Here is a 21,815-nt window from a genome sequence, read left to right as displayed (position 1 = left end):
TAACATATGAAACATAAGTTTTATCTCATACGTGAAGATGTTTTACCTTATGTTGTACAGAGAGTATTAAAAGTAAAATCTTCTTTAAAAGAAGATCAGACTTTAACTATTCAAGAAGCTGTCGATATGCATGAATGCTCTCGAAGTGCTTTTTATAAGTATAGAGATACTATATTTCCTTTAGATGAATTAAAGCAAAGAAACAATTCATTTACGTTGATATTGTTTGTTAATGACAAAGTTGGTATTTTAGCAAATATACTTGAAAAAGTATCTGAACTGAACCTCTCTGTTTTAACAATTCATCAGAGTGTTCCAGTGAATCAACGTGCTTCTATCACACTTTCGTTAAGGATGGTTGAAACGTCTATGAATATTTATGAGGTCATAAAAGCTTTGAAACAAATAGAAAATGTCTATAATGTTGATATTATAGGTATGGATATATAAGGAGACAATGTTATGTATGCATATTTGTATGGTCAATTAACGGAACTAACGCCAACACATATCATTATTGAAAGTGCATCAGGAGTGGGTTATGAAATCCATACACCAAACTCTTATCGCTTTCAGAAGTATTTAAATGAAAAAATAAAGGTTTTTACTTCTCTAATTGTACGAGATGATGCGCATTTACTCTACGGTTTTATAAATTTAGAAGAAAAAGATCTGTTTACAAGTCTTATTAAAGTGACAGGAATTGGCCCTAAATCAGCGCTAGCTATTTTAGCGGCAAGTACGCCTAATGACGTTAAATTAGCGATAGAAAATGAGAATGAATCTTATCTTACTCAATTCCCTGGTATTGGTAAGAAAACTGCGCGTCAAATAATCCTTGATTTAAAAGGTAAAGTGATTATTAATGAAGAAACAGAGCATACTGTTATGCAAACAACTTCTACACCATTAACAATGCAAGTTCAGGATGAAGCAATGCTTGCACTTGAGGCATTAGGTTATTCAAAACGGGAGTTAAACAAGTTATCAAAATTAATGAGTCAACAATCATTTGAAGAAGTGGATGAGGCAGTCAAATTTGGGTTAAAACAGCTCATTAAATAATTTAGGAGGGATGGTATGAATGACGATCGTATGGTAGATGGTAACGAAAAAGAAACAGAGCATGACTTTGAGTTATCGCTACGCCCAGAATATTTACGACAATATATCGGCCAATCTTCAATTAAGTCCAATCTAGAAGTATTTATTGAAGCGGCTCAATTACGTGAAGAACCATTAGATCACGTACTTTTATTCGGTCCCCCTGGATTAGGTAAAACGACATTATCGCATATTATTGCAAATGAAATGAATGTCAATATGCGTACGGTATCTGGACCATCTATTGAGCGGCCAGGTGACTTAGCAGCAATACTTACAGGTCTTCAACCAGGTGATGTCCTATTTATAGATGAGATTCATAGATTAAGTAGTGTTGTGGAAGAGGTATTGTATCCAGCAATGGAAGATTTTTTCTTAGATATTATAGTAGGTAAAGGAGACGAGGCACGAAGCATTAGGATAGATTTACCTCCTTTTACACTAGTAGGTGCTACGACACGAGCCGGAAGTTTAACAAGTCCTTTAAGAGATCGTTTCGGTGTGCACTTACGTCTTGAATACTATAAAGAAAAAGAATTACAACACATTATCATGCGAACGGCTGACGTTTTAAACACTCAAATTGACGAAGCTAGTGCTATGGAAATTGCGAAAAGAAGTCGGGGGACACCGCGAATTGCTAATAGATTATTGAAGCGCGTCAGAGACTTTCAACAAGTTAATCAAGATGACATGATTTATATTGAAACCACTAAGCGTGCGTTGCAGTTATTACAAGTAGATAGTGAAGGATTAGATTATATTGATCATAAAATGATTGCTTGTATCATTGAAAAATACCATGGCGGTCCTGTTGGTCTTGATACTATAGCTGTCTCTATTGGAGAAGAGCGGATTACGATTGAAGATGTTTATGAGCCATTTTTAATTCAAAAAGGATTTTTAGAACGTACCCCAAGAGGACGTAAGGCGACACCACTCGCTTATGAACATTTCAACTATCCGATTCAGTAAGGAGATTTAATATTGAATATAGAAGAATTTGATTACCATTTACCAGAAGAACTAATCGCACAAACACCTTTAAAAAAAAGAGATACTAGTCGATTATTATATCTTAATCGAAAAACAGGTGACATAGAGGATCTTAATTTCAAAGATGTCAAACGCTTTTTAAATGCGGGTGATACGTTAGTATTAAATGATACAAAAGTCATGCCTGCACGTCTGTTTGGTATAAAAGAAGATACTCACGCTAAGGTTGAAATGCTAATGTTAAATCAATTAGAAGGTGACGATTGGGAAGTTCTATTGAAACCTGCGAAACGTATAAAAGTTGGACAAACGTTAACTTTTGGAGAAGGTAAGATCAAAGCGACTTGTATCGAAACATTATCTCAAGGTGGACGTATCATGCGTTTGAGCTATGATGGTATTTTACAAGAGCGCTTAGATGAACTTGGTGAAATGCCGCTTCCACCATATATTAAAGAAAGATTGGATGAAAAAGATCGTTACCAAACTGTTTATGCAAAAGAAGTGGGTTCTGCAGCTGCACCGACTGCTGGTTTACATTTTACAGAATCATTACTATCTGAGATACAAAATCAAGGTGTACGAATTGCATTTGTGACTTTACATGTAGGTTTAGGAACATTTAGACCTGTCAGTGTTGATAATATAGATGATCATAAAATGCATAGTGAATATTACCATATGAATGAAAAGACCGCTGAAATTTTGCGTGATACTCGGGAAAATGGGGGGCGAATTATTTCAGTAGGAACAACCTCTACACGTACGCTTGAAACAATTTACAGAGACTATGATGACTTCACAGCATCCAGTGGTTGGACAGATATCTTTATATATCCAGGTTTTGAATTTAAAGCTGTAGATGGATTAATTACCAATTTTCATTTACCAAAATCGACACTTGTTATGCTGGTTTCTGCCTTTAGTACTAAGCAATTTATACTTCGTGCATATCAACATGCGGTCGATGAAAAGTATCGATTTTTTAGTTTTGGAGATGCAATGATTATTATTTAAAAATAAAAGGAGCGTTTTACATGCCTGCTGTAACTTATGAACATATAAAAACATGTAAACAATCAGGAGCTCGCTTAGGAATTGTCCATACACCTCATGGATCCTTTGAAACACCAATGTTTATGCCTGTTGGAACTAAAGCAACAGTGAAAACAATGAGTCCTGAAGAATTAAAAGAAATGAACACTAAAATATTATTAGGAAACACGTATCATTTATGGCTTCAACCTGGTAACGATATTATTAAAAAAGCAGGTGGATTACATCAATTTATGAATTGGAATGGTCCAATTTTAACAGATTCTGGTGGTTTCCAAGTATTTAGTTTAAGTAACTTACGTAAAATCTCAGAAGAGGGCGTAGAATTTAGACATCACACAAATGGTTCAAAATTATTTATGTCTCCAGAAGATTCTATACAAATTCAAAATGACTTAGGCTCTGATATTATTATGGCTTTTGATGAATGCCCGCCAATGCCAGCTGAATATGATTATGTTAAAGATTCCTTAGAACGTACAACTAGATGGGCTAAACGTTGTAAAGTTGCGCACCAACGACCAGAAGACCAAGCTCTTTTTGGAATTATACAAGGTGGCGAATATAAAGATTTGCGTAAACAGTCTGCAGAAGAACTTGTTGCATTAGACTTTCCAGGATATGCTATTGGAGGTTTATCAGTGGGTGAACCTAAGCCTGTCATGTATGATATGGTACAATATACAGAACAGTTCATGCCTAAGGATAAGCCTCGATATCTTATGGGGGTTGGTTCACCAGATGCTTTAATTGAATGTAGTATTTTAGGTATGGATATGTTTGATTGTGTTTTACCAACACGTATTGCGAGAAATGGTACATGTATGACATCTAAAGGTAGACTTGTTGTTAAGAATGCACAGTATAAAGACGATTTTAGACCTTTAGATGAAAATTGTGACTGTTACACATGTCGAAATTATACTCGCGCATATTTACGTCATTTAATCAAAGCAGATGAAACATTTGGTATTCGTCTAACGACTTATCATAACTTACATTTTCTGCTAAAATTAATGGAGGACATTAGACAAGCTATAAGAGAAGATCGCCTCTTAGATTTTAAAGAGGAGTTTTATGAACAATATGGCTTGAATGTTGAAAATCCAAAAAACTTTTAGAAAAGGAGGATGATTATGGGTTCATTAGTGAGTTTACTGCCGTTAATATTACTGTTTGTTGTAATGTGGTTCTTTATGATACGTCCTCAACAAAAACGTGCTAAAGAGCATCGTCAAATGGTTGAAGCACTAAGATCAGGTCAACGTGTTACAACAATTGGAGGTATTAAAGGTACTGTGCGTGCAGTAGATGAAACAACAGCAGTTATTTCTGTAGATGGAAAAGGTAATGAATTAACATTCGAAAAACAAGCGATTAAGCAAGTTGATCCATCATAAATCAGATTTGTGCAAATTAACCTTGAATTAAAAGATATGGTTTTCCATATCTTTTTTTGTTTTTAAAAGGAAATAGCTTGCGAATATTTCAATCATTCAAGTATGCTAGAAACGTGAGAAAACTCAAATGAGGTGTTTATGTGAAAAAAATAAGTAGACTTATCGCATTTTTACTTATTGTCATATTATTGTTAGGTGGTATGGCAATGAGTTTTAGAGATGTGGTTAAAAATGTGAACTTGGGTCTCGATTTACAAGGTGGATTTGAGGTACTATACCAAGTTGAACCTTTAAAGAAAGGAGATAAAATAGACGATACGGCTGTACAATCAACAGCTAAGACACTTGAGCAACGTGTAAACGTATTAGGGGTATCTGAACCTAAAATACAAGTTGAAGATGGTAATAGAATCCGTGTTCAATTAGCGGGTGTTAAAGACCAAAATCAAGCACGTGAAATCCTATCATCGCAAGCGAATTTGACGATTCGTGACGCAGAGGATCATGAACTTTTGACCGGAAAAGATTTAGTTCAAGGATCAGCTAAACAAGAGTTCAAACAAAATACCAATCAACCTGCTGTAACGTTCCAACTTAAAGACAGCAACAAATTTAGGGAAGTTACAGAGAAAATCTCTAAAAAAACAGAAAACGTTATGGTTGTTTGGTTAGATTTCAAAAAAGGTGATAGCTATCAAAAAGAAAAAACTAAAGAAGATCCTAAATATATATCAGCTGCAACTGTAGATGAGCCTATTAACTCTAAAAATGTTGAAATTTCAGGAGGCTTCCAAGGTGAAGATGGTATCGCTGAAGCAAAACAAATTGCTGATTTATTAAATTCCGGTTCATTACCAGTAGATTTAAATGAAATTTATTCTACGTCTGTCGGAGCACAATTTGGTCAAGATGCTTTAGATAAAACGATATACGCATCAATTATAGGAATCAGTCTTATATTTATCTTTATGCTACTGTTCTATCGCATTCCTGGGATTGTAGCGGTCATAACACTGACTACATACATTTATCTAACGCTCGTGGCATTTAACTTTATTTCAGGTGTCCTAACACTTCCAGGTCTTGCTGCGTTAGTATTAGGTGTAGGGATGGCTGTTGATGCTAATATTATTATGTATGAACGAATCAAAGATGAATTAAGAATTGGACGTACATTAAAACAAGCATATAAACGCGCAAATAAAAGCTCCTTTATTACTATTCTCGATGCAAACTTAACTACTGTATTAGCAGCGACTGTACTGTTTTTCTTTGGTGAAAGTTCAGTTAAAGGGTTTGCGACTATGTTATTACTCGCCATTTTAATGAGTTTTGTAACAGCAGTATTTTTAACTCGTATTTTACTTGCGCTATTAGTACATTCAAATGTGTTCAAGAAAAAACTATGGTGGTTTGGTGTTAAACAACAACAAATACACAATATTAATGAAGGTTATGATGTGTCAGATCTATCCACTCCATATGATCGTATTGATTTTATGAAATTAGCTAAACCTTTATTTGCATTCAGTAGTCTAGTTATACTCGCAGGTGTCGTCATATTATTTATTTTCAAACTAAATCTAGGTATTGATTTTACATCAGGTACTCGAGTAGATTTACAAAGTGATAGTCCCTTAAAACAAGGTGATGTAGAGCGGAAAATGGAAGACATCAACTTAGCACCAGATCAAATTTCAATTGGTGGTACAAAAGATGATAACCTTTCAATGCAATATAAAGATGACTTAACTAAAGATGAGATTGCGCAACTAAAAACTGCACTAAATGATGCTTATGGTCATGAACCATCAGTCAACACAGTATCACCAGTCATTGGGCAAGAACTTGCAAAAAATGCGATGTTGGCAGTTTTATTAGCGTCAATTGGTATGATTATATATATTACATTACGATTCGAGTGGCGTATGGGTATTGCCTCAATTATTTCACTATTACACGATGCATTTATGATTATCGCTGTTTTCAGTTTGTTCCGTATTGAAGTTGATATCACATTCATAGCTGCTGTACTTACAATTATTGGTTACTCGATTAACGATACGATTGTAACATTTGATCGTGTTCGAGAAATGCTTTCTAAAGTTAAAGTTATTACTAAAGAATCTGAAATAGATTACATCGTTAATAGCTCAATTCGACAAACATTGACACGTTCTTTTAATACAGTCTTAACAGTTGTTATTGTAGTTGTTGCTTTATTAGTATTAGGAGCGTCAAGTATATTTAACTTCTCTTTAGCGTTATTAATCGGTTTAATTTCAGGTGTATATTCATCTATCTTCATTGCGGTACCACTTTGGGGAATGTTGAAAAAACGCGAGCTTCGTAAATCTAATAATCACAAATTAGTTGTGTATAAGCGCAAACGCTCAAATGACGAAAAAGTATTAGTTTAATAATAGCTAAGTGATTGAATAGATATATTCATCTGTTCAATCACTTTTTTAATGTATCATTACTTTTTATTTACGTAAAAATTCGATATAATACGTTTGGGAAAGAGGCGGTAAAGTATGATTCAGTCTAAATATCAATGGCTATCTCGAGAAGAAAAGACTTCCATTACATCATCTTTAATTGAAAAATTTAATTTAACACCAATTATGCGTAAAGTGTTAGAAAGCAAAGACATTACGACAGAATCTTCAATTGAAGAGATACTGTCTTCTAATGCTATCAATCATGACTCTAAACAATTAAGTGATATAGAAAAAGCAACTGAACGTATACATAATGCAATAAACAAGCAAGAACCGATTTTAGTATATGGAGATTACGATGCTGATGGTGTAACCTCTACGACGATTTTAGTCGATGTGCTAGAGCGTTTAGGAGCTGTAGTCAGTTGGTATATCCCTAATCGTTTTACAGAAGGGTATGGTCCAAGTGAACTCGCGTTTCGCAATGCGCATGATGAAGGGATTCAGTTGATTATTACTGTAGATAATGGCATTCAAGGTCATAATGAGATTCGTCTTGCGAAAGATTTAGGTATGGATGTGATTGTTACTGATCATCACGAGATAGGCGAAACATTGCCTGAAGCTTTTGCAATAGTTCATCCCATGCATCCAGAATATAGTTATCCATTTCAATATTTATGCGGTGCAGGCGTCGCGTTAAAATTAGCTCAAAATTTAATTTCTGATATTCCTAGTGAATATTGGATATTAGCAATGATTGGTACAATTGCGGATTTAGTGCCACTTAAAGATGAAAATCGCTATATTGTAAAAAAAGGACTCTCACTAATTAATGATAGAGTACCGGTTGCGATTAGTGCGCTTTTAAACCAAGCGGGATTTAGTGAGACGATTACTGAAGAAACAATAGGATTTTTAATTGGTCCTCGATTAAATGCAGTAGGTCGCTTGGAAGAAGCATCATTAGCTGTTGAATTACTTATGACTAAGGAAATAGAAGAAGCGGAGTTTTTAGCAGAACAAGTTGAATATTTTAACAATGAACGTAAGGCAATTGTCGAGGACATTACAGAAGAAGCTATGGATATGGCTGAAATAGACATTAAAAACGGTCATCAATTTTTACTTCTTGCACAAGAAGGATGGCACGAAGGTGTGCTGGGTATTGTAGCATCAAGAATCGTAGAACAATTCAACTTACCGACTATGATACTAAATATTGATCGACAGCAATCGACTGCAAAAGGGTCAGCTAGAAGTATCACTCAAGTGTCAATGTATGACATTCTAAATGAACATCGAACACTGATAGATAAGTTTGGTGGGCATCATATGGCCGCTGGATTAACATTATCAGTCGATCAAGTTGACCCATTAAGAGAAGCTTTGAATAAATGGATGACTCTGCATTTTGAAGATGAAGACCTCAAACCTGAAAAACAAATTGATGCAGTGTTAGATATTGAGGATATCACAATTGAGAATATCCAATCTATTGAGCGTTTAAGACCATTTGGGTCAGAATTTAATCGACCAATTTTCCGATTCAATCGCTTAGTGATTCAAGATGCAAAAGGTATAGGGCAACAAAAAAAGCATTTAAAAATAGCTTTTACAGAGCAAAACCTTCAAGGATTATATTGGAATCAAGGTGATTTAGCTCAGGTTATGACGAAAGATCAATCTATTGATGCTCTTGGTGAATTACAAATTAATGAATGGAATGGTTTTCAGACTCCACAAATTATATTAAAAGATTTAAAAAGTGATGAGCGACAGATATTAGATTATCGCAATAAAACTAAACATTTACCCGAATTTAATGCACAGACTTGTTATCTCATACATCCTTCAGAGGATAAAAAAAGTGATAATGAATTTTATTATGGAGAACCGATTGAAGCACGATATGAAAAGTGTGTATTTAGAGATTTACCTCTTACGATTGAGGATATTCAAACATCACTTCAACATATTAATGCATCTCAAATTTATCTCGTATTTAACCATCAAAAATCGATTTATTTTGAAGGTGTTCCAAAAGTTGAAGTATTTAAAAAATGTTATAAAGCCTTGTATCAAAAAGGTAAAACAAATTTAGTTCAAGAAGGAATGCAATTAAGTCAATTTTTAAAAGTTGACCCAAATATACTTAAATTTATCTTAAAGGTATTTTTAGATTTAGGACTAATTGCACAAAAAAATGGTACTATAGAGATAGTACCTACACAGCAAAAGCTTTCCATTGAATCAAGCCGTGTATATCAAGCACGCCTTGAGCGTATTAATGTTGAAAAAATATTATTATATCAGGATTTTAGTTCGACGAGAAATTGGATTGAAGCTCAAATGTTAAAGGAAAACTAGGAGGACATTATGGATTTAAAACAGTATGTTTCAGAAGTAAAAGATTGGCCTAAAGAAGGCGTTAATTTTAAAGATATTACAACAATTATGGACAATGGTGAAGCTTATGGATATACAACGAATAAGATAGTTGAATATGCTAAATCAAAAAATGTAGACATAGTTGTTGGACCAGAAGCACGCGGATTTATTATTGGGTGCCCTGTTGCTTATGCAATGGGTATAGGTTTTGCACCTGTTCGAAAAGAAGGCAAGTTACCACGTGAAGTCATTCGCTATGAATACGACCTTGAATATGGTAGCAATGTTTTAACGATGCACAAAGATGCAATTAAACCAGGACAACGTGTCTTAATTACTGATGATTTATTGGCAACTGGTGGAACAATCGAAGCAGCAATTCATTTAGTTGAAAAACAAGGTGGTATTGTAGCTGGGATTGCATTTATTATAGAACTTGCATATCTTAAAGGAATGGATAAAATTAAAGGTTATGATGTTTTAACATTGATTTCTTATGATGAATAGTAAGGTTATGAAGGAACACGTTTAAAGTGTGGTTAGGATACAGTTAACAGGGATATGATTTGAAATGACTTAATAGAAATTGTGTTATTCAAATTTTCATGTCATTTAAAAACTCTTAGTTTAAGGCTCTCGTTGTTTGATTATCGGAGTACTATGACGTCTTAACCCCTTACTGTGTTCTTTTTTTGTAGAAGGAATATATACATTAAAATTTGAATTTAACATCTGTTCATATTTTGAAATTCTCGCTAATAAATGGTTCAATTCTCAACAATCCTGTAGTATGATATAGATATTATTTAAATGTGGGGGTGTCCTTATGAACAACGAATATCCGTATAGCGCCGATGAAGTTCTGTATAAAGCAAAAACATACTTAAGTAAAGAGCAATATGAATATGTATTAAAAAGTTACCATATCGCTTATAAAGCACATGAAGGCCAATTTAGAAAAAACGGGTTACCATACATTATGCATCCCATACAAGTTGCTGGTATTTTGACTGAAATGCATCTTGATGGCCCTACTATTGTTGCTGGGTTCTTACACGATGTGATTGAAGATACATCATATACATTTGATGATGTTGCTAAAAAGTTCAATGTTGAAATTGCGACGATTGTTGACGGTGTTACTAAATTGAAGAAAGTGAAATACCGTTCTAAAGAAGAGCAACAAGCAGAAAACCATAGAAAATTATTTGTAGCTATTGCAAAAGATGTGCGTGTGATATTAGTTAAGCTAGCAGATAGATTACATAATATGAGAACGTTACGTGCGATGCCACGAGAAAAACAAATCCGAATTTCAAAAGAGACTTTAGAAATCTATGCACCTTTAGCACATCGATTAGGAATCAATACAATTAAATGGGAACTCGAAGATATTGCGCTACGTTATATTGATAATATCCAGTATTTCCGTATTGTGAACTTAATGAAAAAGAAAAGAAGTGAACGTGAAGCATATATAAAAAATGCGATTCAAAATATTCAAAAAGAGATGGATATTATGAAAATCGATGGTGAGATAAATGGGCGCCCCAAGCACATCTATAGCATTTATCGTAAAATGATGAAACAAAAAAAGCAGTTTGATCAGATTTTTGATTTATTAGCAGTGCGTGTTATCGTTAATTCTATAAAAGATTGTTATGCTGTTCTAGGCCTTGTACATACATTATGGAAACCGATGCCTGGACGTTTCAAAGATTATATCGCAATGCCAAAACAAAACATGTATCAGTCTTTACATACGACTGTTGTAGGGCCTAATGGAGATCCGCTAGAAATTCAAATTCGAACTTATGAAATGCATGAAATCGCAGAACATGGTGTTGCAGCGCATTGGGCATATAAAGAAGGTAAACAAATAAATTCAGACCAACAACCTTATCAAAAGAAATTAAATTGGCTAAACGATATAGCGGAGACAGATCACACTTCCTCAGATGCTCAAGAATTTATAGAATCATTAAAATTTGATTTACAAAGTGATAAAGTATATGCCTTCACACCAGCAAGTGATGTTATTGAATTACCTTATGGTGCAGTACCTATCGATTTTGCATATGCTATTCATAGTGAAGTAGGCAACAAAATGATAGGTGCCAAGGCAAATGGTAAAATTGTACCTATTGATTATGTTTTACAGACCGGCGATATTGTTGAAATTCGTACAAGTAAGCATTCCTATGGACCTAGTCGTGATTGGCTAAAAATTGTTAAATCATCAAGTGCCAAGAGTAAAATTAAAAGTTTCTTCAAAAAACAAGACCGCTCTTCAAATATTGAAAAAGGAAAATTTATGGTTGAAGCAGAATTGAAAGAACAGGGCTTTAAACCGGAAGAGGTATTAACAGAGCAGAATATTAAAATTGTTAATGATAAATATAATTTTGCTAACGAAGAAGATTTATATGCTGCTGTTGGCTTTGGTGGAGTGACTTCAAATCAAATTGTTAATAAATTAACAGAGCGTATTCGAATTGAACATAAACAAAAAGCATTAAATCAAGCGCAAGAAGTGACGAAATCGGTTCCGATAAAAGACTCAATTACTACAGATTCCGGCGTTTATGTTGAAGGATTGGATAATGTATTGATTAAGTTATCGAAATGTTGTAATCCGATTCCTGGGGATAAAATTGTAGGATACATTACTAAAGGTCACGGTATTAAAGTGCATCGTACTGATTGTCCAAATATCAAAAATGAAACGGATCGTTTAATAGATGTAGAATGGGTAAAATCAAAAGATGCTTCTCAAAAATATCAAGTGGATTTAGAGGTAACCGCTTATGATCGTAATGGATTATTAAATGAAGTGTTACAAGCAGTTACAACTACGAAAAGTCAATTGGTTAAAGTCTCAGGTAAATCTGATGTCGATAAAAATGCCATTATTAATCTAAGTATTATGGTCAAAAATGTTAATGAAGTTTTTAAAGTTGTAGATAAAATAAAACAACTTGGAGATATTTATACGGTTTCAAGAGTATGGAATTAGAGGTGAGTAATAATCATGAAAGTTGTAGTTCAAAGAGTTAAATCTGCTGCAGTAAAAAATGATACAATTCACAATAAAATTGGACAAGGCTATTGTTTATTAGTAGGTTTGAAAGCATCTGATACTGAGGAAGATGCAAAAGTACTTGCGAAAAAAATTGCAAACGCACGACTTTTTGAAGATGTTAGTGGTAAGTTAAATGATAATATTCAACAAATAGATGGTGAAATTTTATCTATTTCTCAATTTACTTTATATGCAAATGTAAAAAAAGGGAATCGTCCGAGTTTTACAGATGCAATGCACCCAACAGAAGCTGAACAATTATATGAAAAATTCAATTCATATTTAACAGATTTGGGTATAAATGTGGAAACAGGAGAATTTGGAACGGATATGAGTATTGATATTCAAAATGAAGGGCCTGTTACTGTTATTTATGAAAGTGAAGATGGCAAAATAATATGAGTCAATTTGAAAAGTGGTTAAAATCTAAAAATATTAAAACGACTCAATTTTACTTTATCCTTCTTATATTAGCGATTTTAATGGCTGTGTTGATCTCTTTTTTATTACTTAATCATAAAGATGAAAAAAAGTTACAGTTAACAGAGAATGCTGAAATCAGAACGGGGCCTAATGCGGGATACCCAGAAATATATAAGGTTCATAAAGGAGACATATTTAATATCGTTTCTAAAGAAGGTAAATGGATTGAAGTCATTGATCAAAGTGAAACCAAAAAAGGTTGGATAGCTGGTTGGCATACTTCTTTAAATATCAAACCTGATGTTGATCCTAATGCTGATCCGTTAAGAGGGAAAACTATTGTGCTCGACCCTGGTCATGGCGGTGGAGATCAAGGTGCTTCAGGCCAAACACCCAAAAAGACCCTTGAAAAAAATATCACCCTTAAAACTGCTTTAGAGCTAAAAAATCGTCTAGAAAGTAAAGGGGCCAAAGTCAAAATGACACGGGATGATGATACGTATGTCAAATTAAAAGATCGTAAAGCAGATGGAGATGTATTTATTAGTATTCATAACGATGCTTTAGAATCAAATAATGCTAATGGTGCTACAGTGTATTGGTATCATGAACAACAAGAACGACTTGCAGATGTGCTTAATGCAAGTATTCAGAAAAAAGCATTACTTTCGAATAGAGGATCAAGACAAGAAAACTATCAAGTGTTACGTCAAACTAAGCTTCCTGCTGTTTTATTAGAATTAGGCTATATTAGTAATCCAACTGATGAAGTGATGATGCGTGATAAAAATTATCGTGCTATCGTAGAAGAGGCAATTGTGGATGGTTTGGAAACATATTTTTTAAGTTAATGTCTTGAAAGTATTTTCAAAAACAGGTATCATTGTAGTTGAATTTTATAATTAAAACCGTTTGTATTCTTGAAAGATTATGGTGAGATGTCATTTTACAAAGAGAATTTATCCTCGGCTGAAAGATAAATCTTCGAATCATAATTTATGAACACAAGAAGAGGGATGCTATGCAAAGTAGTGTCGATTAGCTAACGTTACTAGCTTAGAGAAGAGGTTGAAGTCGTCAACTTTATTTAATTTAGTGTATTTAAGCTAAGTTAATCTCTTGAATAAGGGTGGCAACACGTCTTAAATTAACGTCCCTTGTATGTAATGATGCATGCAAGGGGCTTTTTTATATTTATAAAAGTGAACGAGGTGGTTTGATTATGATTAAAATCCCAAGAGGTACACAAGATATTTTGCCTTCAGAATCACCGAAATGGCAATATATCGAAAATCAACTTAAAACTTTGATGGAGCGTTATAACTATCAAGAAATACGTACACCTATTTTTGAAAGTACTGATCTATTCGCTAGAGGTGTGGGTGACTCAACAGATGTAGTTCAAAAAGAAATGTATACATTTAAAGATAAAGGAGATCGTAGCTTAACGTTACGTCCGGAAGGTACAGCAGCTGTAGTGAGAAGTTATATTGAAAATAAAATGCAGGGCTTACCTAATCAACCGGTAAAATTATATTATAATGGTCCAATGTTTAGATATGAACGTAAACAAAAAGGACGCTATCGTCAATTTAATCAGTTTGGAGTAGAAGCGATTGGTACTGAAGATCCATCTATTGATGCGGAGATTTTAGCGATGGTGATGCACATCTATGAATCATTCGGCTTGAAAAAACTGAAATTAGTGATTAATAGTGTCGGAGATCTTGATTCTCGAAAAGACTATCAAGAAGCTCTAAGAAACCACTTTAAACCGGTTATTCATACGTATTGTGCAGATTGTCAAAATCGTATAGACACTAACCCAATGAGAATATTAGACTGTAAAATTGATCGTGACAAGCCTGAAATGAAAACTGCGCCGGCTATTACTGATTATCTAAATGATTATTCTAAATCTTATTTTGAAGCGGTAAAAGCACATTTAGACCGTTTGGGTATTAACTATGTTGTTGATCCTACACTAGTGCGTGGATTAGATTATTACACCCACACTGCTTTTGAACTCATGATGGATAATGATGAGTATGATGGTGCAATTACAACATTATGTGGTGGCGGTAGATACAATGGTTTACTAGAATTATTAGATGGTCCAAAACAAACTGGTATTGGGTTTGCTTTAAGTATTGAACGCTTATTACTAGCACTAGAAGAAGAAGGCATTGAACTACCAGTTGAAAATCCAATCGATTTATTTGTCGCTACAATGGGCGAAACTGCTGATAATTATGCAGTCAAATTATTAAACGATTTACGTCATCAAGGTGTTAAAGTAGATAAGGATTATCTATCACGTAAATTAAAAGGTCAAATGAAACAGGCGGATCGCTTGAATGCTAAATATACAATTGTTTTAGGTGATCAAGAACTAGAACAAAATCAAGTAGAAGTTAAAAACATGCAATCTGGAGAAACATCATCTGTAACACTGGATGCTATTGCAAGTTATATTTTAGAGGAGATGAAATAATGACGAAAAGAACAACATATTGCGGCTTAGTAACAGAAGAGTATTTAGGTCAAGAAATAACATTAAAGGGATGGGTTCACAATCGTCGTGATTTAGGTGGACTAATCTTTGTTGACGTTCGTGATCGTGAAGGGTTTGTACAAGTTGTGTTTAACCCGGATTTTTCCAAAGAAGCACTTGAGACAGCTGAACGTATTCGTTCGGAATATGTTGTAGAAGTGACAGGAACAGTTTCTAAACGTGATGAAGAGACAATCAACCCTAAAATAAAAACAGGACAAGTAGAAGTTCAAGCTAAATCAATTCGTATTATTAACAAGTCAGAAACACCACCTTTTTCAATTAATGAAGAAAACTTGAATGTAGATGAAAATATCCGATTAAAATATCGTTATTTAGATTTAAGAAGAGAAGAATTTGCACGTACATTCAAAATGAGACACCAAATCACACAATCAATTCGACGTTATTTAGATGGAGAAGGATTCTATGATGTTGAAACACCGATTTTAACTAAATCGACACCTGAAGGGGCACGTGACTATTTGGTACCTTCGCGTGTACATGAAGGTGAATTTTACGCGTTACCACAATCTCCACAGTTGTTTAAACAATTATTAATGGTTAGTGGTTTTGATAAATATTATCAAATTGTAAAATGTTTTAGAGATGAAGACTTACGTGCAGATCGTCAACCTGAATTTACACAAGTCGATATGGAAATGAGTTTTGTTGAACAAGAAGATGTTATGAATCTTGGTGAAGCAATGCTTAAGCAAGTCGTTTCTGATGTTAAAGGTATTACGATTAATGAGTCATTCCCACGTATGACTTATGCTGAAGCGATGGAGCGTTACGGTAGTGATAAACCGGATACACGTTTTGGTATGGAGTTACTTGACGTATCAAAATTAGGTGAAATCATGGACTTTAAAGTTTTCAAAAATGCTATTGAAAATGGAGGACAAATTAAAGCCTTAGTTGTAGAAGATGCGGCTAATGATTATACTCGTAAAGATATTGACGGATTAACTGAATTTGTAAATATTTACGGAGCTAAAGGTTTAGCGTGGGTAAAAGTTGTTGATGAAGGTCTCACAGGGCCAATTGCTAGATTTTTTGAAGATGAACATGTGAGTGAATTACAACAGTTAACTAGTGCAAAACCAGGAGATTTAGTATTATTTGTGGCAGATTCTAAAGAGGTTGTAGCACAAAGTTTAGGTGCATTACGTATTAAATTAGGAAAAGAACGTGGATTAATTGATCCTGATAAACTGAATTTCTTATGGGTGACTGATTGGCCACTATTTGAATACGACGATGAGGCACATCGTTATGTTGCAGCTCACCATCCGTTCACTTCACCTAAAAAAGAAGATATCGATAAACTTGAATCTGATCCTGAAAATGTTCAAGCACAAGCTTATGATATTGTACTCAATGGTTATGAGCTAGGTGGTGGATCAATCCGTATTCATGAAGGTTCACTTCAAGAAAAAATGTTTAAAGCGTTAGGGTTTAGTGAAGAAGAAGCGAAAGCTCAATTCGGTTTCTTATTAGATGCATTTAAATTTGGTGCACCGCCTCATGGTGGTATAGCCCTTGGTTTAGATAGACTGGTAATGCTTTTAACAGGTCAAACTAATTTACGCGATACAATTGCATTTCCTAAAACAGCATCTGCAACTGATTTATTGACAGATGCACCAAGCACGGTATCAGAAAGACAATTAGATGAGTTATCTTTACGTATCAAAAAATAAAGTCAATTTATAATTTAGAAAAGTGATATTGCTTGCGAATTACCATAATTGTGATATGATTGGAGTATAAGATAGTCATCTGTAATGTTCGTAAGTTCGCTGTATGTATTTTGACCTAACACTCTTTGATCAGGGAGTCCAATAGGTTTTCTTGCAGCGCACACGCCTTTATAGAAGGACGTGCAAAACAAGAAACAGGACACCCACCTGTATTTAGCAGGCCAAAATGATCAAGCACTTTAAACTACGGCAGAACGGATTCTATCGGTACGCAAGACTTTATGTCTTGCGTATTTTTTTGATATAAAATTAATAGAATTTGAGATGAAGGAGTTCAATGAATAATGACGAAACATCAATTTTCAAGGAACGAACTTGCTATTGGTCAAGAAGGACTCAAACAGTTAAATGATACAACGGTAGTTGTCCTAGGTGTAGGTGGTGTAGGTTCATTTGCAGCAGAAGCCCTAGCGAGAACAAACATTGGTCATATTATTTTAATAGATAAAGATGACGTCGATATTACAAATGTCAATCGTCAAATCCATGCTTTAACGACTACAATTGGTCAAAGTAAAGTGACATTAATGGAGGAGCGCATTAAACTTATAAATCCTGAATGTAAAGTAACGCCATTGCATATGTTTTACACAGAGGATACATATGAGCAACTGTTTAATGACTATGATATAGATTATGTTATAGATGCTAGTGATACAATTATATATAAAGTTCATTTGATGGAACAATGTTTAAATAGAGGGATTAAAATCATTTCAAGTATGGGTGCAGCAAATAAAACTGACCCAACACGTTTTAAAATAGAAGATATTTCTAAAACAAATACAGATCCTATCGCTCGTGTGATTAGAAACAAATTGAAACAAAAAGGAATTAAAAAAGGAATTCCTGTAGTATTTTCTGATGAAAGTCCAATTATAATTCGTGAGGATGTTAAAGCGAAGGTTGGAGACGCCAAAGGGATGAACCGAAAAGCGCAAATGCCACCTTCCTCAAATGCTTACGTTCCAAGTGTGGTAGGTTTAATTTGTGCAAGTTATGTATGTAATGATATTTTAAAAGCAATTCCAGTTCAACGTATTAAAGACAAATAATAATAAAAAGCATTAGACTTATTAATAAAGTGTCTGCAATGAGTTTGTATTAGTGACACTTAAAGTCTAATGCTTTTTGTACTTGAAACCTTATTGCAATATTATCTTGATTTTTTTAAGTTTTGATAAATTTCACTTAGTTGTTTTTCAAACTTGGAGGTTGTTTTAGGTTTATAATAACTTCGACTTTTTAGTAAATCTGGTAGATATTGTTGCGTAATATATCCATTTTCAAAATCATGTGGATATTGGTAACCAATTGATCTACCCAGTGATTTAGCACCTTGATAGTGTCCATCTTTTAAATGGTCAGGAATTTGTCCAATTTTACCTTGACGAATATCTTGCAATGCACTATCTATAGCTTTGTAAGCAGAATTGGACTTAGGTGAAAGGCATAATTCAATGACAGCTTGACTTAAAGGTATTCGAGCTTCTGGTAATCCTAATCTTTCAGCTGCTTCTATTGCAGCTAATGTTCTTTGACCAGCTCCAGGTGATGCAAGTCCAATATCTTCATAGCTTACAACAAGTAATCGTCGTGTGATTGTAGGTAAATCACCAGATTGAATCAAACGAGCTAAATAGTGCAATGCAGCGTCGACATCACTGCCGCGTATAGACTTTTGAAATGCACTCATAATGTCATAATGCATATCTCCATCTTTATCACTGATAAAAGCGCCACGTTGTAAACAATCTTCTGCGTCATTGAGCGTGATATGAATTGGATTGTCTTGAGCACTTAAGACTGCAAGCTCTAATGCATTTAATGCACTTCTTACATCACCTTGACTTTGTGTGGAAAAATATTCAAAAGCGTCGTCATCGACTGAAACTTGATATTGTTTTAATCCTCTGTTTTCATTAGCAAGTGCTTGCTTTAAAGCTTGTTTAATTTGATCAGAATTTAGTGGATGTAGTTCAAATATCTGCGCTCTCGAACGAATAGCTGGATTGATTGCATGATAAGGATTTGACGTAGTTGCACCAATTAGTACTATTTTCCCATTCTCCAAATGTGGTAATAAAAAGTCTTGTTTTGCTTTGTCCAAACGATGAATTTCATCGAGTAGAAGTATAATTTGGCCAGATATTTTACTTTCTTCAACGATATATTGCATATCTTTTTTTGAATGAGAAACTGCATTGAGTTGTCTAAACTTATATTGCGTACTTCCAGCAATAGCTTGAGCGATGCTTGTTTTTCCAATACCCGGTGGTCCATATAAGATCATGGAAGACAGTCTTTTAGCATTAACCATTCTTCTAATAATACCATTAGGGCCAACAAGGTGTTCTTGACCGATAATTTCATCAATGTTTTGCGGTCTCATACGTGAAGCTAAAGGTTCTACAGTCATTTTAAAATTCTCCAATCATTACATCATAAAAGTATCAAAATGTGTTATGGTTTGTAGTGTGATTGCATAGGTATTATAATAATATAAATAATACTAAATTTTAAGTAAATTGGACTACGTAAGGTGAGGTTAAAACATGAAAATATCGACTAAAGGTAGGTATGGTCTAACTTTAATGATTGCTTTAGCGAAACGTAAAGGTACGGGATGTGTTTCGTTAAAAACAATTGCAGAAGAGAATGATTTAAGTGATTTGTATTTAGAACAACTAGTTGGTCCATTAAGAAATGCTGGACTAATCCGTAGTGTTAGAGGTGCAAAAGGTGGATATGAACTTAAAATGCCAGCAGATGAAATTACAGCAGGAGACATTATTCGCTTATTAGAAGGACCAATTACCATTGTTGAACGTATTGAGTCAGAGCCACCTGCTCAACAAAAATTGTGGCTTCAAATGCGTGATGCAGTTAAAGATGTTCTTGACCAAACAACATTGCAATCTTTAGCTGATTATAAAGAAGAATCAGATAAACTAGAAGGCTATATGTTCTTTATCTAATCTTCTAATTCGAACGATACATTAAATCATAATATTATGAGATGGGGGATTCCATATGGAAAAGTATCTATTAAATGATAAACAACATATTGATCAACTCGGGTTTGGGACATATAAACTTAATGGTATACAAGGTGCTCATGCAATAAGTAGCGCTTTACAATTAGGATATCGTGTGCTTGATACTGCTTATAATTATGAAAATGAGGGGACTGTTGGCCGTGGTATTCAATTAAGTGGCGTTCCACGTAGCGAAATTTTTATAACTTCGAAACTTCCTGGACGTTATCAATCTTATGATGATGTTTTTACAACAATTCAAGAGTCCCTTTATCGTTTAGGTGTTGACTATATAGATTTATATCTGATTCATTGGCCAAATCCTAAACAAGGAAAATACGTAGAAGCGTGGCAAGCGATGATTGCTGCACAAAAAGCTGGATTAATAAAATCTATTGGCGTATGTAATTTTTTACCAGAGTATATTGAAAAACTTGAAAAAGAAACAGGCGTTTTACCTGTAGTGAATCAAGTAGAATGTCACCCTTATTTTAATCAAAAAGAGCTCATCGAGTATCATCATGATAAAAATATACTTACGGAAGCATGGAGTCCATTAGGTCGAGATAATGGTGTCATGGAGGAAGATACACTTAAGCATATTGCAGACAAATATAATAAAACAGTCGCACAAGTGATTTTAAAATGGCATATTCAAAAAGGTGTAATGCCAATACCAAAAGCAACATCAAAAACACGACAATTGGAGAATTTATCAGTGTTTGACTTTGAGTTATCCACTGAAGATTTAAAGCAAATCGATAGTTTATCAAAGCCTGATGGTCGACGAAAAAATCAAGACCCAGCTGTATATGAAGAATTCTAAAGTTAATGTTTAAACTCTGAAAAATGTGGAATACTGATTAAGACAATATTATTCAAGGAGGGGCTTCAAATGGCTGAAGGCGAAAACAAATTTGAACAAGCAAAAGGAAATGTAAAAGAAACTGTAGGTAACGTTACGAATAATAAAGAATTAGAAAATGAAGGTAAAGGTGACAAAGCTTCAGGTAAAGCGAAAGAAGTCGTTGATAATGTTAAAGAGAAAGCGAATGACGTTATCGATAAGTTTAAAAAATAAGGGAGCATATTAGATGGATAAAAAACAAGGACAAGAATACTTAAATAAAGCAAAAGACGCTTATGATAAGTATCAAAATGCTCAAAATAAAGACAATAATAAAACAAATGATGATAAAAATAATAGTATTTTAGATAAAGCGAAAGATGCGCTAGATCAATTTACAAATGATAAAAAATAATCGTAGTATTATTGTTGATTATCTTTGATTAATAAAGAAATACTATTTACCTAAAAAAGAAGGTAAAGCACATTCTAACATTTATAGGCTCTTTGTCAACGTCGGTTGGTGAAGACAAAACGTACTAAGTTGCTATTTTTAGTGACTTGGTACGTTTTTTATGTTCACTTACAAACATCCTAGAAATAACTAATATTCTATTTCTGAAATTATAAAAGTTTCTATAACCGTAAGACACACGCTTAATAAGTTTAATTTTATTGTTAATACCTTCAATTGGTCCATTTGTTAAATGGGGG

At 33.9% G+C, this 21,815-nt stretch carries 21 protein-coding genes and 1 other RNA gene; 20 read left to right on the top strand and 2 right to left on the bottom strand.

Annotated features, from left to right (window positions below; genetic code table 11):
- Nucleotides 1–6: 6 nt before the first annotated feature.
- From HHH54_RS01060 to HHH54_RS00985, 16 genes are all read left to right on the top strand, one after another.
- Nucleotides 7–450: an ACT domain-containing protein gene (locus HHH54_RS01060; protein ID WP_198616977.1), complete on the top strand. Its 444-nt coding sequence runs from the start codon at nt 7–9 to the stop codon at nt 448–450.
- A 12-nt stretch (nt 451–462) separates the two neighbouring features.
- Nucleotides 463–1,065, top strand: coding sequence for a Holliday junction branch migration protein RuvA (gene ruvA / locus HHH54_RS01055; protein ID WP_198616976.1), 603 nt, complete (start codon nt 463–465; stop codon nt 1,063–1,065).
- 15 nt (nt 1,066–1,080) lie between these two features.
- A complete protein-coding gene (ruvB, locus tag HHH54_RS01050) occupies nt 1,081–2,079 on the top strand; it encodes a Holliday junction branch migration DNA helicase RuvB (protein WP_198616975.1) in 999 nt (332 codons plus the stop codon).
- Nucleotides 2,080–2,091: 12 nt separating this feature from the next.
- On the top strand, nt 2,092–3,117 hold the full coding sequence (queA, locus tag HHH54_RS01045; RefSeq protein WP_198616974.1) for a tRNA preQ1(34) S-adenosylmethionine ribosyltransferase-isomerase QueA: 1,026 nt from the start codon (nt 2,092–2,094) through the stop codon (nt 3,115–3,117).
- Nucleotides 3,118–3,137: 20 nt separating this feature from the next.
- On the top strand, nt 3,138–4,277 hold the full coding sequence (gene tgt, locus HHH54_RS01040) for a tRNA guanosine(34) transglycosylase Tgt (protein ID WP_198616973.1): 1,140 nt from the start codon (nt 3,138–3,140) through the stop codon (nt 4,275–4,277).
- A gap of 15 nt (nt 4,278–4,292) precedes the next feature.
- Complete coding sequence (yajC, locus tag HHH54_RS01035; protein WP_198616972.1) at nt 4,293–4,556, top strand: preprotein translocase subunit YajC; 264 nt, start codon at nt 4,293–4,295, stop codon at nt 4,554–4,556.
- A 140-nt stretch (nt 4,557–4,696) separates the two neighbouring features.
- Nucleotides 4,697–6,976: a protein translocase subunit SecDF gene (secDF, locus tag HHH54_RS01030; protein ID WP_198616971.1), complete on the top strand. Its 2,280-nt coding sequence runs from the start codon at nt 4,697–4,699 to the stop codon at nt 6,974–6,976.
- A 117-nt stretch (nt 6,977–7,093) separates the two neighbouring features.
- On the top strand, nt 7,094–9,370 hold the full coding sequence (gene recJ, locus HHH54_RS01025; protein ID WP_198616970.1) for a single-stranded-DNA-specific exonuclease RecJ: 2,277 nt from the start codon (nt 7,094–7,096) through the stop codon (nt 9,368–9,370).
- Nucleotides 9,371–9,379: 9 nt separating this feature from the next.
- Entirely contained in the window at nt 9,380–9,898 is a 519-nt protein-coding gene (locus HHH54_RS01020) for an adenine phosphoribosyltransferase (protein WP_198616969.1), read from the top strand.
- A 319-nt stretch (nt 9,899–10,217) separates the two neighbouring features.
- Nucleotides 10,218–12,407, top strand: a complete 2,190-nt coding sequence (locus HHH54_RS01015; protein ID WP_198616968.1) for a RelA/SpoT family protein — start codon at nt 10,218–10,220, stop codon at nt 12,405–12,407.
- A gap of 15 nt (nt 12,408–12,422) precedes the next feature.
- Nucleotides 12,423–12,875 (top strand): D-aminoacyl-tRNA deacylase, encoded by a 453-nt coding sequence (gene dtd / locus HHH54_RS01010; RefSeq protein WP_198616967.1) that lies wholly within the window; start codon nt 12,423–12,425, stop codon nt 12,873–12,875.
- Nucleotides 12,872–13,747, top strand: coding sequence for an N-acetylmuramoyl-L-alanine amidase family protein (locus HHH54_RS01005; RefSeq protein WP_198616966.1), 876 nt, complete (start codon nt 12,872–12,874; stop codon nt 13,745–13,747). Before dtd ends, HHH54_RS01005 begins: the two co-directional genes overlap by 4 nt.
- A gap of 371 nt (nt 13,748–14,118) precedes the next feature.
- Complete coding sequence (hisS, locus tag HHH54_RS01000; RefSeq protein WP_198616965.1) at nt 14,119–15,390, top strand: histidine--tRNA ligase; 1,272 nt, start codon at nt 14,119–14,121, stop codon at nt 15,388–15,390.
- Entirely contained in the window at nt 15,390–17,156 is a 1,767-nt protein-coding gene (gene aspS / locus HHH54_RS00995; RefSeq protein WP_198616964.1) for an aspartate--tRNA ligase, read from the top strand. The genes hisS and aspS overlap by 1 nt, the downstream gene beginning before the upstream one ends.
- Nucleotides 17,157–17,229: 73 nt before the next feature.
- A non-coding RNA gene (ssrS, locus tag HHH54_RS00990) (6S RNA) lies at nt 17,230–17,421 on the top strand.
- 79 nt (nt 17,422–17,500) lie between these two features.
- A complete protein-coding gene (locus tag HHH54_RS00985) occupies nt 17,501–18,271 on the top strand; it encodes a tRNA threonylcarbamoyladenosine dehydratase (RefSeq protein ID WP_198616963.1) in 771 nt (256 codons plus the stop codon).
- 101 nt (nt 18,272–18,372) lie between these two features.
- Here HHH54_RS00985 and HHH54_RS00980 read toward each other — a convergent pair whose 3' ends face one another.
- Nucleotides 18,373–19,635: a replication-associated recombination protein A gene (locus tag HHH54_RS00980; RefSeq protein WP_198616962.1), complete on the bottom strand. Its 1,263-nt coding sequence runs from the start codon at nt 19,633–19,635 to the stop codon at nt 18,373–18,375.
- A gap of 136 nt (nt 19,636–19,771) precedes the next feature.
- Here HHH54_RS00980 and cymR point away from each other — a divergent pair, with 136 nt between their 5' ends.
- From cymR to HHH54_RS00960, 4 genes are all read left to right on the top strand, one after another.
- Complete coding sequence (cymR, locus tag HHH54_RS00975; RefSeq protein ID WP_198616961.1) at nt 19,772–20,194, top strand: cysteine metabolism transcriptional regulator CymR; 423 nt, start codon at nt 19,772–19,774, stop codon at nt 20,192–20,194.
- A gap of 55 nt (nt 20,195–20,249) precedes the next feature.
- Nucleotides 20,250–21,080 (top strand): aldo/keto reductase, encoded by an 831-nt coding sequence (locus HHH54_RS00970; RefSeq protein WP_198616960.1) that lies wholly within the window; start codon nt 20,250–20,252, stop codon nt 21,078–21,080.
- A gap of 69 nt (nt 21,081–21,149) precedes the next feature.
- Nucleotides 21,150–21,335 (top strand): CsbD family protein, encoded by a 186-nt coding sequence (locus HHH54_RS00965; RefSeq protein WP_198616959.1) that lies wholly within the window; start codon nt 21,150–21,152, stop codon nt 21,333–21,335.
- 13 nt (nt 21,336–21,348) lie between these two features.
- Nucleotides 21,349–21,516: a hypothetical protein gene (locus HHH54_RS00960; RefSeq protein ID WP_198616958.1), complete on the top strand. Its 168-nt coding sequence runs from the start codon at nt 21,349–21,351 to the stop codon at nt 21,514–21,516.
- A gap of 124 nt (nt 21,517–21,640) precedes the next feature.
- Here HHH54_RS00960 and HHH54_RS00955 read toward each other — a convergent pair.
- Nucleotides 21,641–21,815, bottom strand: a 175-nt coding sequence (locus HHH54_RS00955; RefSeq protein WP_198616957.1) for a transposase, incomplete at its 5' end; no start/stop codon positions are given.

The organism is Staphylococcus canis (assembly GCF_016238445.1).
Classification (GTDB): Bacteria; Bacillota; Bacilli; order Staphylococcales; family Staphylococcaceae; genus Staphylococcus; species Staphylococcus canis.
This window is presented reverse-complemented; position numbering and strand designations above follow the sequence as displayed.

Bases quoted from the DNA above. Each gene is read 5' to 3' on its own strand.
- HHH54_RS01060 (WP_198616977.1), top strand. From the start codon at position 7: ATGAAACATAAGTTTTATCTCATACGTGAAGATGTTTTACCTTATGTT.
- cymR (WP_198616961.1), top strand. From the start codon at position 19,772: ATGAAAATATCGACTAAAGGTAGGTATGGTCTAACTTTAATGATTGCT.
- aspS (WP_198616964.1), top strand. From the start codon at position 15,390: ATGACGAAAAGAACAACATATTGCGGCTTAGTAACAGAAGAGTATTTA.
- HHH54_RS00960 (WP_198616958.1), top strand. From the start codon at position 21,349: ATGGATAAAAAACAAGGACAAGAATACTTAAATAAAGCAAAAGACGCT.
- ruvA (WP_198616976.1), top strand. From the start codon at position 463: ATGTATGCATATTTGTATGGTCAATTAACGGAACTAACGCCAACACAT.
- HHH54_RS00970 (WP_198616960.1), top strand. From the start codon at position 20,250: ATGGAAAAGTATCTATTAAATGATAAACAACATATTGATCAACTCGGG.
- yajC (WP_198616972.1), top strand. From the start codon at position 4,293: ATGGGTTCATTAGTGAGTTTACTGCCGTTAATATTACTGTTTGTTGTA.
- HHH54_RS00985 (WP_198616963.1), top strand. From the start codon at position 17,501: ATGACGAAACATCAATTTTCAAGGAACGAACTTGCTATTGGTCAAGAA.
- hisS (WP_198616965.1), top strand. From the start codon at position 14,119: ATGATTAAAATCCCAAGAGGTACACAAGATATTTTGCCTTCAGAATCA.
- HHH54_RS00965 (WP_198616959.1), top strand. From the start codon at position 21,150: ATGGCTGAAGGCGAAAACAAATTTGAACAAGCAAAAGGAAATGTAAAA.
- recJ (WP_198616970.1), top strand. From the start codon at position 7,094: ATGATTCAGTCTAAATATCAATGGCTATCTCGAGAAGAAAAGACTTCC.
- tgt (WP_198616973.1), top strand. From the start codon at position 3,138: ATGCCTGCTGTAACTTATGAACATATAAAAACATGTAAACAATCAGGA.
- ruvB (WP_198616975.1), top strand. From the start codon at position 1,081: ATGAATGACGATCGTATGGTAGATGGTAACGAAAAAGAAACAGAGCAT.
- HHH54_RS01015 (WP_198616968.1), top strand. From the start codon at position 10,218: ATGAACAACGAATATCCGTATAGCGCCGATGAAGTTCTGTATAAAGCA.
- HHH54_RS01005 (WP_198616966.1), top strand. From the start codon at position 12,872: ATGAGTCAATTTGAAAAGTGGTTAAAATCTAAAAATATTAAAACGACT.
- dtd (WP_198616967.1), top strand. From the start codon at position 12,423: ATGAAAGTTGTAGTTCAAAGAGTTAAATCTGCTGCAGTAAAAAATGAT.
- HHH54_RS01020 (WP_198616969.1), top strand. From the start codon at position 9,380: ATGGATTTAAAACAGTATGTTTCAGAAGTAAAAGATTGGCCTAAAGAA.
- HHH54_RS00980 (WP_198616962.1), bottom strand. From the start codon at position 19,635: ATGACTGTAGAACCTTTAGCTTCACGTATGAGACCGCAAAACATTGAT.